Here is a 13,107-nt window from a genome sequence, read left to right on the forward strand (position 1 = left end):
ACATCAAGGGAAATCCCGGGTGTTGGTTTTTTTTGTCTCCCTATATCTTTGATCAAAGATCAAAAATCACATTCTTTTTTGTGGGTACATATGGACGCACATCTTCCCGGCACAACAGGGCCTATTGTTCGCACTTCTGTTCACGACGCGGTGTATCAGGTGCTGCGCAACCGCATCATGCATGGTGTATACCGCGCGGGGCAGGTATTGGGCATACAAGAGTTGGCCGACAATTTAGATACCAGCACCATGCCCGTGCGCGAGGCCTTACGCCGACTGGTGGCTCAACAAGCACTGGAACCCATGCGCAGCCGTTCTTCGCGTGTGCCGCTGATTACGCTTGAGCGCCTCGAAGATTTACGCCGCTCACGTGTGCTAATTGAAGGCGCTGTCACACAATGGGCCACTGGCAATGTCAGCGAAGCAGACTTAGCACTGCTCACCCAACTCGCCAAAGATATACACCATAGCCGTAGCCAGCCTGATGGCATGACCACCAGCTTGGAGCTAAATAGGCAGTTCCACTTCTGCATTTATCGCTATGCGCAATCACCCGTCATGTTGGGCATGATTGAAAGCCTATGGCTGCAATCTGGGCCCTACCTACGTGAAGTGCGAGAGCACTGCGGGCCTGAGCGCACCCCTATCGATGATCATCACGAAACTATCGTGAACGCACTGCGCAACAAAGACGCCAAGGCCGCCCAAGAAGCCTTGCAAGCCGACATCAGTTGGCCTTTTGAACAGTTGCTGCAATTACAACAACCTACAGCCTAAGCCTCATCGGAGGAGACATTCCATGTTGCACAAACACCGTTCCCGCGTCGTGACCAGCGGCCCCACCCGCGCGCCACACCGTGCTTTCTTACGCGCCACTGGGATGGACGACCATTCGCTGGAGCAATCTTTTGTCGGCATTGTGAGCACCACAGGCGACAACACGCCCTGTTCTATGTCTTTAGCCCCGCAAGCTGACCACGCCCGTTTAGGTGTGGCCGAAGGTGGCGGTGTACCCATCAGTTTTTCTACCATTTCGGTATCTGATGGTACGTCGATGAATCATGCCGGTATGCGCATGAGCTTAGTGTCGCGCGAGACTATCGCCGACAGCGTAGAACTGATGGTGCGAGGCCATGCCTACGATGGTTTAGTGGGCTTTGCGGGATGCGATAAAACCTTGCCCGGCATCATGATGGGCATGGTGCGTACCAATGTGCCGTCGGTATTTGTGTATGGCGGTTCGATGCTGCCCGGCTTTGATGCCGACACCGGCCAAGACAGCACCATTTTGACCACTATCGAAGCAGTAGGCCGTTACCAAAGTGGCACCATTAGCTTGGACCAGTTACGCGGCATTGAATGCAGCTCATCGCCTACCGCCGGTGCCTGTCCGGGCCAATTTACCGCCAACACCATGGCGATGGTAGGCGAAACCTTGGGCCTGTCATTGCTAGGCTCTTCCATGACACCCGCGGTGTACAGCAGTCGCTTGGCTTTAGCACGCCGTGCTGGCCGACAAGTGATGTCTATCTTGTCCACTGGCGGCCCACTACCTCGCGATTTAGTCACTAGAAAAAGTTTGGAAAATGCCTGTGCTGTCGTCGCCGCGACTGGTGGCTCTACCAACGCAGCCCTACACATCCCTGCCATTGCCAACGAAGCCGGTATTCGCTTCACGCTAGAAGATGTAGGCCGTGTGTTTGAACGCACGCCACTCATTGCTAACCTGCAGCCCGGTGGCCTGTATCTAGCGCGTGATCTGGATCGCATCGGCGGCACACCAGTAGTGCTGAAATCCTTGTTACAAGGCGGTTTTTTACACGGCGACACCCTCACTATAGAGGGCAACACACTGGCTGAAGCACTGGAACACTTCCCCGACCCTGATAATAAAATCGTCTTTCCTTGTTCACAGGCATTGCACCCCACTGGTGGCGTGGTCGTACTCAAAGGCAATCTGTGCCCCGATGGCGCGCTGCTAAAAATTGCAGGCCTGAAATCGCTACAGTTCACGGGTACCGCCCGCGTTTTTGAAAACGAAGAATCCTGTATGAAAGCGGTCTCCACGCAAGCCTACCAAGATGGCGATGTGCTGGTGATACGTAACGAAGGCCCTATGGGCGGCCCCGGCATGCGTGAGATGTTGAGCGTGACGGCCGCTATCTACGGCCAAGGCAAAGGCGAAAAAGTAGCCTTACTCACAGACGGCCGTTTCTCGGGCGCTACCCGTGGCATGTGTATTGGTTACGCCAGCCCCGAAGCCGCTATGGGTGGTGCCATAGGCTTAATTCAAAACGGCGACACCATTCACATTGATGCCGCTACCCGCAGCCTAAACCTGCAGATCAGCGATGAAGAACTCGCTTTTCGTCGCGCCAACAAGCCCGCTCTAGATCGTGCCCCCTTAGCGGGCGTGCTGGAAAAATATGCCAAATTGGTAGGCCCGGCCAACGAAGGGGCCACCACACACTCTGGCAATCTGGATTGGCCTTATGACCCAGCGGAGGGCGAAGAATGAAACTCGCTTTCTGCGGTTTAGGCTTAATGGGCACAGCCATGGTAAAGCGGTTACTCGCCGCAGGTCATCAGGTAAATGTGTGGAATCGCTCCCCGGCTAAAGCCCAGGCAATGGTTGCGCTAGGTGCTACGGCATGTAGTACACCTCAAGAGGCTGCTACAGGTGTAGACGGCGTCTTACTGTGTTTGCTGGACGCCGCTGCAGTACAGGAGGTGGTCTTTGGTGAACATGGCGTAGCCCACGCCCCTGCCCTGTCATGGGTGGTAGACCATTCCAGCATCGCCCCAGCCATCACTCAACAACTGGCGAAACAGCTACAACAACAGTGTCAGGCTAACTGGCTAGACGCCCCCGTATCAGGCGGTGTGGCAGGCACCGAGCAAGGCACATTAACCGTGATGGTAGGCGGTGAGGCAACAGCGTTACAGCAGGCATCACCCGCTATCTTGGCCTATGCCGCTCGCATCACCCACATGGGTGATTCTGGCACCGGGCAAACGGCCAAACTGTGCAACCAAACCATTGTGGCCGCGACACTAAACGCCATCGCCGAAGCCTTAAGCTTAGCCCGCGCTGCTGGTATGGATGCTGCCAAACTACCCGAAGCGCTACAAGGTGGCTGGGCCGACTCCAAATTGCTGCCCTTATTTACGCCCCGCATGCTGCAAGCACAACACCATAGTGTGGGTGCCTTAGACACCATGCTGAAAGACATAGACAGCGCTGTGGAGTTAGCCAAGCAAACCCGTACCCCTACCGCGTTAGCGGCTACCGTGCAGCAAAACCTGCGACTAGCCAGTGCCTTAGGGTTAGGAGCCGCTGAGATTTCAGCGCTGGTTTGCCTGAGCCACCCTGACAGCTTGCCTGCATTTCAGGCGCAAGCGTAGCCACAGGAGTCAGCTACCATGCGTTTTGCTGCCAATCTCAGCCTGTTATTTCCAGAACATGTGAGCTTTGCGGAACGCTGCGCACGCGTTGCCGCCCAAGGCTTTAGCTATGTGGAAATGCTGTTTCCCTACGATTTACACCCGCAAGAATACTTACTGCCCTTAGAAGACCACGGGCTACAACCTCTGTTGATTAATACGCCCATTGATGCCGACCACTTCGGGCTGGCAGCGCTACCCGAGGCCAAAGAACGTTTCAAAGCCGATTTTGATCGCGCCTTGCACACCGCTCACAGCCTAGGCGTACCCGCTATCCACGTCATGGCTGGCATTACCCAGCATCTTGAAGCCCAACACTGGCAAGACACGTTACAAGAAAACCTGTGTTATGCCCTAAACCAAGCGGCTGGCACCGGCATCACCTTGCAACTGGAGGCACTCAACCGTCGTGATTTACCTGGCTATGCCTACTGGAACCCCGCTGATGTACTGACCATCGTGCAGGCGATGAACTCCCCGCAACTAAAGCTGCAATTCGACTTCTATCACAGCTTAGTCGAAGGCTTACCGCTGCTTGAAACCCTGCAGTCATGCCGCGAGGTGGTGTCGCATGTACAAATTGCTGATCCGGCTCAACGCCATGAGCCTAACCTGCAACAGCATCCAGAAATGCTGCAAGCCCTGCTCTACCTGTTGAACACACACTACCTAGGCAGCATAGGGTGCGAATACAAACCCGCTGCTAAATTTGAGCAAGGGTTGAAGTTTCTCGTGATTTTGCAGCAAGCAGGCTTATGCACCACACCGGAGCACACCTCATGCACATAGTTATCACCGGTGCAGCCGGTTATATAGGCCATGCGCTTACCCGTTGGCTATGCACACAAAGCCATTTTGCAGGCCAGCCCATCACACGTTTAAGCCGTACTGATCTGGCCCTACAACCCATAGAGCAAGCCCCCGCACTTCTACACGATGTAGAGGGTGACTTCTGCCAAGCCACAGTACGCGAACAAGTATTGGCTGAACCCGCTGATTACGTCTTTCATCTGGCTGGCATCACCAGCAAACGCGCCGAAGAAAACCTGCGTTTAAGTTTGGAAGTGAATTTACAGGCCTCGATGGCCTTGCTGGAAGACCTACGTCATCAAGCACGTAAAGCCACGGTGGTATTCACCAGCTCTATAGGCGTGTTTGGCACTCCACTGCCTAGCCACATTGATGACCAAACCCCCATACAGCCCACCTTAAGCTATGGCACACATAAGCGCATGGTTGAGCTACTGATTGCTGATTACAGCCGTCTTGGCCATATAGATGGTCGTTCGGTGCGCTTGCCCGGCATTATCGCCAGACCCCTACAAGCCATTGCGGCCCTATCCAGCTTTTCCAGCGACGTTGTACAGCACATGGCGGCTGGCACGGCCTATACCTGCCCTGTGTCTGCGGATGCCTCGAACTGGTTGATCTCCTTACCCTGCTGTTTGGAGCAACTGGTGCATGCAGCCACCTCCCCTGCCACAGCATGGCCTCCCAGCAGAGTGGTGACCTTACCTGCGCTACGCGTACTGACTGGTGAGTTGGTGCAAGGGTTAGCACAACGTTATGGCACTGATCGCAACAACTTGGTGAGCTGGCAACCTAACGCCGACATAGAAGCCCAATTTGGCCGCTGGCCCACCTTGGACACCACCCTCGCTAATCAGCTTGGTTTCACCCATGACCACAACATTGAAAACTTGATACACAGAGCCCTGCTTACCACCCCATCAGCTTGATACATATAAAACATAGAGACCACAAGGAGACTTATTATGCTGAAACTCTGTAAAAAACTTCTGTACTGCTCAGGCTTGGCACTCTCGCTAAGCAGCGCTCAGGTTGCGCATGCCGCCCCCACCGAATTAACCGTATCTGTCTGGCTGCCGCCTACCCACTCGCTGGTGGCAGGCTTTATCGTGCCGTGGTTAGCCGAAATCGAAGAGCAAACCGAAGGCCGCATCAAACCTCGTCTGCTCCCCAAACCAGTCACCAACCCTGCAGGCCACTACGATGCTGCTCGTAATGGTCTGGTAGACATCACCTTTATCTCGCACGCTTACTACCCCGGTCGCTTTGAGCTGACCAAGCTGGCTTCGTTGCCTTTAACGGGTGACCACGGTGAAGCCCGCTCCGTTGCGGCATGGCGCATTTATGACCAATACCTGAAAGACGCTGGTGAACACCGTGGCGTCAAACTACTCAGCATGTATGGCCACGGCCCGGGCTTAGTGATGACCGGTAGCAAACCCATCCGCACCATTGAAGATTTTGACGGCCTAAAAATACGCGTAGGTGGCGGTATGGCGGCTGACGTCGCCCAAGCGCTAAATGTGAACCCTGTGGTCAAACCCGCTCCCGATTCCTATGAGCTGCTGAGCACCGGTGTAGTAGATGGCTTGTTCTTCCCCGGCGAATCTTTAGCAGCCTTCAAGCTAGACGACGTGGTGCGTTACATCACTCGCTTCCCCGGTGGGCTGTATGGCGATTCACACGGCCTGATCATGAACCAAAATGCCTACGACAACCTAGACCCACAAGACCGTGAAATTCTGGATAGGCTCAGCGGTGAGTATGCGGCACGCATGGCGGGTGCGGCATGGGGTGGTGCAGATGCTGGCTCATTGAAAGCGGGTCAAGAAAAAGGCGTAGAAATCATCGATGCTGACGAAGCGCTGGTCGCCGCTGTACGCGAGCGCACGCAACGCTTTGAACAAGCCTGGTTAGACGCCGCAGCGGCCAAGAACATTGATGGCCCAGCAGTACTTGCCGAGTTCCGCGAGCAACTGCAACAGCTGGATGCGGAAATAGACAGCCGCCCTTAATCCCTGCGACTCAATCAGGAAATCATGATGAATGCTCTGCTTCGTCCTGTGCTATGCGTCATGCGACGCATCGCCGAAGTGACACTCTTTCTGATGATGTGCCTCACCATGCTGGACGTGGCGGGACGCTATTTCTTCAATTTCCCGGTGATTGGCTCGGTAGAACTCACCGAACTGCTGATGGTGGGCGTGATCTTCTCAGGCATCGCCCTATCATCAGCCTCCAAAGGCCATATCACGGTTGATTTGATGGCCATGGCGCTACATGGGCGCACTCGCTGGCTGCAACGCATTCTGGGTGACCTGATTTCGTTAGGCATCATAGGTTTGCTCGCCGTTGTGAGCTGGGGCAAAGCTGCTGAGATCGCCGATTACGGTGACAAAACAGCGGTATTGCTGTTGCCCATTGCCCCTATCGCGTACTTCATGGCGGTGATGCTAAGCGTGACAACACTGTATCACCTGCTGCAACTTCTACACTCCATTACCCAAGGGCCCCATCATGACTGAAGCGCTGTTAGGCTTTGCCGCCATGCTTGCCCTCATCATGCTGCAAGTACCCGTGGCGTTTGCCATGGCACTGGTAGGTTTGGTGGGTACCGCACTGATACGTAACTGGTCTTCCGCCTATGCGATGGCGGGTTCCATGGTGTATGAAAGCGGTTTCCAATACACCTTGTCTGTGTTGCCGTTGTTCATTTTGATGGGCAACTTCATCACTCAGGCCAGACTTTCCAAAGAGCTGTATAACGCGGCGCACGCCTTTTTAGGCCACCGACGCGGCGGGTTGTCGCTCTCTACCATTTTGGCCTGTGGTGGGTTTAGTGCTGTGTGTGGTTCTAGCTTAGCAACGGCAGCTACCATGTCCAAAGTGGCCTACCCAGAAATGCGCCGCTTTGGTTATGACCCCGCTCTGGCCACCGGCTCTATTGCAGCGGGCGGTACGTTGGGGATTTTGCTGCCACCTTCCATTGTGATGGTGGTGTACTGCATTTTGACCGAGCAAAGCATTGGCAAAATGTTTGCAGCAGGCTTGATTCCCGGTGCCTTAGCCATCTTGCTGTATCTGCTGGCATCGGCCTGGGTGACATGGCGCAACCCTAATGCTGGCCCCGCAGCAGGCGAACGCCAAGGGTGGCCTGCACGCTGGCAAGCCATCAAAAAAGTATGGGGCTTGCTGGTACTATTCGGCATTGTGATGGGCGGCATTTATGGCGGTATCTTCACCTCTACCGAAGCCGCTGGTATTGGCGCTTTCGGAGCCATGCTGTTCTCACTACTACGCGGCACCTTAACATGGCGCAGCCTGTCCGAAGTATTAATAGAATCCACCCAAACCACTGGTATGTTGTTTATGGTGATTATTGGCGCATTGCTATTCGCCAATTTCATCAACTTCACCTCATTGCCTGACGACCTAAAAGCTATGGTCATGCAGTTTGACCTTAGCCCTTACACCGTCATTATTCTGATCAGCCTACTTTATATTGTGCTGGGTGCTGTACTGGAAAGCATGTCCATGATTTTGCTGACCGTACCGGTGTTCTACCCTTTGGTGCAGTATCTAGGTTTTGATCTGATTTGGTTTGGCATTATCGTGGTGGTAGTCACCGAAATCAGCTTTATCACGCCCCCTTTCGGGATGAACGTCATCGTTTTACGCAGCCTATTACCCGAGGTTCCCTTAGCGACTATGTACCGTGGTGTGATGCCTTTTGTGTTTGCGGACATCATCCGTTTGGCCATCCTGATCGCCTTCCCTGTACTGTCGCTGTATTTACCTCGCTATTTAGGCTAATTGCTTGTTGGAGCCCTTATGAGTGTTTCTTCTCCCCGTGTTGCTGTATGCGCACGCGTTTTTCCTGAGTCACTGGCCAAACTGGAAGCGGCTGGTTTTTCTGTACACGCCCACCAAGGTGACAACGCGTTGCAAGGTGAGCAATTGGTTGCCTGGGCTAAGGACTCAGAGGCTTTACTGGTTTCTGCTAGTAGCCGTGTAGATGCTTCCATATTGGATCAACTCCCCAACCTAAAAGTCATCGCCAACATAGGCGTAGGCTATAACAACATTGATGTAGCCGCCGCTACCGCCCGTGGCATTCCTGTCAGTAACACACCGGATGTATTAACTGAAACCACGGCCGACTTAGCGTGGGCATTGATGTTTGCAGCAGCCCGTCGCATCAGCGAATCTGAACGCTGGTTACGCGATGGTCAGTGGAAATCCATGGCCTTAGATGGCTGGCTAGGTGTGGATATTCAAGGTAGTACATTGGGCATCATCGGCATGGGACGTATAGGTGGTGCAGTTGCCCGTCGCGCCATAGGTTTTGGTATGCGTGTGCTGTATCACAACCGTACAGCCCTACCTGCGGATGAAACCCCCGGCGTGACTTGGGTAGAGAAAGACACCCTGCTGAAAGAAGCAGATCATGTGATTTTGGTCGTGCCGTACTCCCCTGCTACACATCATCTTATCGGCGCAAACGAACTAGCACTGATGAAACCTACAGCGGTGTTGGTCAACATTGCTCGTGGCGGTGTGGTGGACGATGTTGCGTTAGCCCATGCGCTGCAAAGTGGCAAACTTGGAGCTGCAGGCATAGATGTATTTGAAAACGAACCCAACATTGCCAAAGAACTACTCAACGCCCCCAATGCCGTACTGACCCCCCACATAGGCAGCGCCACCAAACGTACTCGTTTGGGCATGGTGGATTTGGCTGTGGATAACTTACTGGATTGGCAAGCAGGCAAAACACTGCGTAATTCGGTTAACGGCTAAATAGCACTCAGGGGTGGGTGATAACTCTCCCCTGTTTGTATTGCCGTAGTCCTCTAACATGGGCAATGAATGCAGCTTTCATGATTTAACTGGTGACGTGTGCTTTGCATACCTAGAGTGTCAAAACCCACGGATCAATCACTGCCTGCCGTAGCCTACGGCTGCGAAAGTATTTTTTAATTTGTACACCAAATAAAAAAACACTTCCCTCCGCCTTTCCTTCATCGCTTGCAACGTTTTTTGCATTGACGGTAGCTGTTAGACATTACTACTTCTGTGGCAGATAAATGGGGAGGGTTTGTTTCATCACTCTTTGCTTAGTACCAATCCTGTTTTAGCAAAGGTAGGCATACAAGATAAGGACGTAGATCTTGCCGCTACGAGTCTTGAGTAAAGCTCCACACAATAAAGGGCTGTAAACCTCTCCACATTCAGAACACCCGGGGGACGGAGAGGAAACTTTTTTGATTTGGTGTACAAATCACAAAAAGTATTCCTGCAGTTCCCAGCGCGTGCGATGAATGCCACCGTCAGACTCCCACACCACTGAGCCCAAAGAGCGTACCTATCCCCCTACTCACGCCCTCTGTACAAAACACAATCCCACAAGTTTTTAATCCAGATCAAGGTTTGTTATCACGCTAGCACCTATGCTCTAAACCACTATATATAGTTTCAAAAATACTTTTAAACACAATATGTAGATGGAGAGCCTTATGACACTGCTACCTGGTCACGCGCTGGATGATGGCCATCACCCCTCACTAGCCCCTGTTGTAGAGGTAGGCAACACCATGGAGGAATACCTACACAGGCGTGACTGGCGTATCAATGCCAACGCTAACCAAGGGTACTCACTGGGAGGACTAATCCTCAATGTCGCAGGCAAGGTAGTCGCCAATTATTGGCTAAGCCATATTTATCCACAAGAAGTGGGTCAGGCTCACCGCAATGCCGATCTGCACATACACGACTTGGATGTGTTTTCTGGTTATTGTGCGGGCTGGTCACTGCGTACTTTGCTGCATGAGGGACTCAATGGCGTACCGGGAAAAGTAGAGTCTGCACCACCCAAACACTTATCTAGTGCTGTGGGCCAAATTGTGAACTTCTTGGGTACGTTGCAAAATGAATGGGCTGGCGCTCAGGCCTTTAGCTCTTTTGACACCTACATGGCACCGTTCATACGCAAAGACGCTTTGCCTTATGACGAGGTAAAGCAGTGCATACAAGAGCTCATCTACAACCTCAACGTGCCATCACGTTGGGGGACGCAAACTCCCTTTACCAATCTCACGTTCGATTGGGTATGCCCCGAAGACCTACGCGACCAAACGCCTGTGATTGGCGGAACGGAAATGCCGTTTAATTACGGTGATCTGCAAGCCGAAATGGACATGATCAACCGCGCCTATATGGAAATCATGACCCAAGGTGATGCCAAAGGCCGCGTGTTCACGTTCCCCATCCCCACCTACAACATCACCAAAGACTTTGATTGGCACAGCGACAATGCGGATCGCCTGTTTGCCATGACTGCGCGCTACGGACTGCCTTATTTTCAGAACTTCCTCAATTCAGAACTAGAACCCAATATGGTGCGCTCCATGTGTTGCCGGTTGCAGTTGGATCTGCGTGAACTACTAAAACGTGGCAATGGATTATTTGGTTCAGCCGAACAAACGGGTTCGGTAGGTGTAGTCACCATTAATTGCGCCCGTTTAGGCTATGTGTACGCGGGTGATGAACAGGCTCTTTTCAATCGTTTAGATGCGCTGTTAGAACTGGGTAAAACAAGTCTGGAAATCAAACGTCAGGTCATACAGCAACATATGGATGACGGGCTATTCCCTTACACCAAACGGTATTTAGGCACGCTGCGTAATCACTTTTCCACCTTGGGCGTGAACGGCATTAACGAGATGATCCGTAACTTCACACTAGATAAGCACGATATCACCACCCCATGGGGGCACGATTTTGCACTGCGTTTGTTAGATCACGTACGTGAGCGCATGGTGGCATTCCAAGAAGAAACTGGCCACTTGTACAACCTAGAAGCCACCCCAGCCGAAGGTACCACGTACCGTTTTGCCAAAGAAGACAAAAAACTCTATGCCGACATTCTGCAAGCTGGCACAGCAGACATGCCTTACTACACCAACTCGTCGCAATTACCCGTTGGTTTTAGTGATGATCCCTTTGAGGCCTTGCTGCACCAAGACAACTTGCAATGTAAGTACACCGGCGGCACCGTGCTGCACCTGTATATGAACGAAGCGGTTTCATCGGTGGATGCCTGCCGCACGCTGGTTAAACGTAGTTTGGAAAACTTCCGCCTACCTTACATCACCATCACCCCTACCTTTTCCATTTGCCCTAAGCATGGTTACCTGTCTGGGCGGCATGAGTTCTGCCCCAAATGCGATGACGAACTGTTCGCCCAGCAACACACCACTCACCATTAAGCTATTGGAGTTCTGACAATGACTACTAACCAACATCCTGTGTTACGTAACGAAGACCGACAAGCGTGCGAAGTATGGACGCGGGTAATGGGCTATCACCGCCCGGTGTCCTCCTTCAATATTGGCAAGCAAGGGGAGTTTCACGAGCGCCTGCACTTTGCCGAGCATCCACAGCAGAAAGCTGAATCTCTACGCAAACGAGCCTAATCACGATGACCACAGCCACGGTTACGCCTTGGCCCATACGACCTGGGCGCAAGATAAAAATAGGAGGGCTCACGCCCTTCAGCGCCGCCGACTACCCAGGCCAATTGGCAGCGGTGATCTTTATCCAAGGCTGCCCGTGGCGCTGTCATTATTGTCATAACCCGCATTTACTAGAACGTACTGCCAAAAGCCCTGTGGAGTGGGATAAGGTCTTGGCATGGCTAGACACACGCCAAGGTTTGTTGGATGCCGTGGTATTTAGCGGTGGCGAAGCCCTGCTTGACCCTGTATTACCCGTAGCGATGGCACAAGTGCGTGAGCGTGGTTTCAAAATAGGCTTACACACTGGCGGCGCCTACCCTGACGCATTGCAGGGTGTGTTGCCCTTGGTGGATTGGGTAGGCTTGGACATCAAAACTCGTTTTGCAGACTATCCAGCCATCACCACACTACCTCGCAGCGGTGAACCCGCTAAACGTAGCTTGGAGATTTTGCTCAAAAGTGGGGTCAGTTACGAGTGCCGCACCACCATACATGCCAGTTTGCATAGTGATGAGCAGTTGTGCGAGATGGCAGATGAACTGGCATCGCTAGGCGTGTCTGCCTTGAGTTTGCAGCGTTTCCGTAGTGAGGGCTGTAATCATCAGACGCTGAACCAAGTCAGCCAGTCACACTTTCCAGCCCCCAACACACTAGAACATTTATCAGGGCTATTTGCGAACTTTAGCGTACGTTAATTAAGGCTTGGCAGGTTCAGTCCACGGGCAATAACAGCCCACTGCCAAAAAGCCTGCGCGTTGGTTCACGGTTTCACCAGCGACCAACCTATCTAATATAGGCTCTACAAAACTATTGGCCGATGTACACACCATACCCAAGCTATACGGCCCGGCATATACCAAGCGCCCAGATTCATCCCAAATGCCTACTGCAGGGCTGGCCGGAATGTTTTCCATACCAGGAATGTAATCCAGCGGCTTGAGCTTACCTTGCAAAAACGTTGGTAACTCGCCGGTAGATCCGGGCTTTTGCACGCTATAGAAATCGATGTTGGAGCGCTTATACATGCTAATCAAATAGCTCAAGTGCGCACCGGTTTCTCTATTGCAATAGGTACACTCTGGGTCCCAGAAATGCACCATCCGAATACGCCCTGTTGCACCAGCAAGCTCAATAGGCAGTTGCAATGCCGTGTCTTCAAACACGATGGCTTGCTCGGAATACGAACTTAAGCCACTGATTCCGAAGTACCGCCACAATGCGGCCCCCATACCAAACAAAATCAGTAAGCACACGCTCACAAAGATACGTAAGGCATTGCGACGCACGAAGCTGGGGCGCTCAGCCGTAGACGATGGCGTTGTTTTCATTCTGACTC

At 52.8% G+C, this 13,107-nt stretch carries 11 protein-coding genes and 1 pseudogene; 11 read left to right on the top strand and 1 reads right to left on the bottom strand.

What is annotated here, in order from left to right; translation table 11 throughout:
* The first annotated feature begins 90 nt into the window (after positions 1 to 90).
* The 11 genes and pseudogenes from ACLPHM_RS12860 to ACLPHM_RS12910 all read left to right on the top strand — a co-directional run bounded on the left by ACLPHM_RS12860 (position 91) and on the right by ACLPHM_RS12910 (position 12,466).
* Complete coding sequence (locus tag ACLPHM_RS12860) at positions 91 to 777, top strand: GntR family transcriptional regulator (RefSeq protein ID WP_135862265.1); 687 nt, start codon at positions 91 to 93, stop codon at positions 775 to 777.
* Positions 778 to 799: 22 nt separating this feature from the next.
* Positions 800 to 2,518 (top strand): dihydroxy-acid dehydratase, encoded by a 1,719-nt coding sequence (gene ilvD / locus ACLPHM_RS12865; RefSeq protein ID WP_430221636.1) that lies wholly within the window; start codon positions 800 to 802, stop codon positions 2,516 to 2,518.
* On the top strand, positions 2,515 to 3,405 hold the full coding sequence (locus tag ACLPHM_RS12870) for an NAD(P)-dependent oxidoreductase (protein ID WP_430221637.1): 891 nt from the start codon (positions 2,515 to 2,517) through the stop codon (positions 3,403 to 3,405). Before ilvD ends, ACLPHM_RS12870 begins: the two co-directional genes overlap by 4 nt.
* Before the next feature lie 18 nt (positions 3,406 to 3,423).
* On the top strand, positions 3,424 to 4,233 hold the full coding sequence (locus ACLPHM_RS12875; RefSeq protein ID WP_430221638.1) for a hydroxypyruvate isomerase family protein: 810 nt from the start codon (positions 3,424 to 3,426) through the stop codon (positions 4,231 to 4,233).
* Entirely contained in the window at positions 4,224 to 5,183 is a 960-nt protein-coding gene (locus ACLPHM_RS12880; protein ID WP_430221639.1) for an NAD-dependent epimerase/dehydratase family protein, read from the top strand. The genes ACLPHM_RS12875 and ACLPHM_RS12880 overlap by 10 nt, the downstream gene beginning before the upstream one ends.
* 36 nt (positions 5,184 to 5,219) lie before the next feature.
* Complete coding sequence (locus ACLPHM_RS12885) at positions 5,220 to 6,269, top strand: TRAP transporter substrate-binding protein (protein WP_430221640.1); 1,050 nt, start codon at positions 5,220 to 5,222, stop codon at positions 6,267 to 6,269.
* 24 nt (positions 6,270 to 6,293) lie between these two features.
* The gene (locus ACLPHM_RS12890; RefSeq protein ID WP_430221641.1) at positions 6,294 to 6,779 is read left to right on the top strand and encodes a TRAP transporter small permease; all 486 of its coding nucleotides are present in this window, start codon (positions 6,294 to 6,296) and stop codon (positions 6,777 to 6,779) included.
* Positions 6,772 to 8,067: a TRAP transporter large permease gene (locus tag ACLPHM_RS12895; RefSeq protein WP_430221642.1), complete on the top strand. Its 1,296-nt coding sequence runs from the start codon at positions 6,772 to 6,774 to the stop codon at positions 8,065 to 8,067. Before ACLPHM_RS12890 ends, ACLPHM_RS12895 begins: the two co-directional genes overlap by 8 nt.
* Before the next feature lie 18 nt (positions 8,068 to 8,085).
* On the top strand, positions 8,086 to 9,054 hold the full coding sequence (locus ACLPHM_RS12900) for a 2-hydroxyacid dehydrogenase (protein ID WP_430221643.1): 969 nt from the start codon (positions 8,086 to 8,088) through the stop codon (positions 9,052 to 9,054).
* Positions 9,055 to 9,770: 716 nt separating this feature from the next.
* Positions 9,771 to 11,726, top strand: a pseudogene (locus ACLPHM_RS12905) (ribonucleoside triphosphate reductase); the annotation flags it as partial.
* An 8-nt stretch (positions 11,727 to 11,734) separates the two neighbouring features.
* A complete protein-coding gene (locus ACLPHM_RS12910; RefSeq protein WP_430221644.1) occupies positions 11,735 to 12,466 on the top strand; it encodes an anaerobic ribonucleoside-triphosphate reductase activating protein in 732 nt (243 codons plus the stop codon).
* Here the strand turns inward: ACLPHM_RS12910 and ACLPHM_RS12915 are convergent, their stop codons facing one another.
* A complete protein-coding gene (locus ACLPHM_RS12915) occupies positions 12,467 to 13,099 on the bottom strand; it encodes a DUF6436 domain-containing protein (RefSeq protein WP_430221645.1) in 633 nt (210 codons plus the stop codon).
* Positions 13,100 to 13,107 lie beyond the last annotated feature (8 nt).

The sequence above is a fragment of the Paenalcaligenes sp. Me131 genome, from assembly GCF_050487225.1.
In the GTDB taxonomy this organism is placed as follows: domain Bacteria; phylum Pseudomonadota; class Gammaproteobacteria; order Burkholderiales; family Burkholderiaceae_B; genus Paenalcaligenes.

Excerpts from the sequence above, each read along its gene's own strand:
- ACLPHM_RS12875 (WP_430221638.1), top strand. The coding sequence starts at position 3,424 with ATGCGTTTTGCTGCCAATCTCAGCCTGTTATTTCCAGAACATGTGAGC.
- ACLPHM_RS12895 (WP_430221642.1), top strand. The coding sequence starts at position 6,772 with ATGACTGAAGCGCTGTTAGGCTTTGCCGCCATGCTTGCCCTCATCATG.
- ilvD (WP_430221636.1), top strand. The coding sequence starts at position 800 with ATGTTGCACAAACACCGTTCCCGCGTCGTGACCAGCGGCCCCACCCGC.
- ACLPHM_RS12890 (WP_430221641.1), top strand. The coding sequence starts at position 6,294 with ATGATGAATGCTCTGCTTCGTCCTGTGCTATGCGTCATGCGACGCATC.
- ACLPHM_RS12910 (WP_430221644.1), top strand. The coding sequence starts at position 11,735 with ATGACCACAGCCACGGTTACGCCTTGGCCCATACGACCTGGGCGCAAG.
- ACLPHM_RS12860 (WP_135862265.1), top strand. The coding sequence starts at position 91 with ATGGACGCACATCTTCCCGGCACAACAGGGCCTATTGTTCGCACTTCT.
- ACLPHM_RS12885 (WP_430221640.1), top strand. The coding sequence starts at position 5,220 with ATGCTGAAACTCTGTAAAAAACTTCTGTACTGCTCAGGCTTGGCACTC.
- ACLPHM_RS12915 (WP_430221645.1), bottom strand. The coding sequence starts at position 13,099 with ATGAAAACAACGCCATCGTCTACGGCTGAGCGCCCCAGCTTCGTGCGT.
- ACLPHM_RS12880 (WP_430221639.1), top strand. The coding sequence starts at position 4,224 with ATGCACATAGTTATCACCGGTGCAGCCGGTTATATAGGCCATGCGCTT.
- ACLPHM_RS12900 (WP_430221643.1), top strand. The coding sequence starts at position 8,086 with ATGAGTGTTTCTTCTCCCCGTGTTGCTGTATGCGCACGCGTTTTTCCT.
- ACLPHM_RS12870 (WP_430221637.1), top strand. The coding sequence starts at position 2,515 with ATGAAACTCGCTTTCTGCGGTTTAGGCTTAATGGGCACAGCCATGGTA.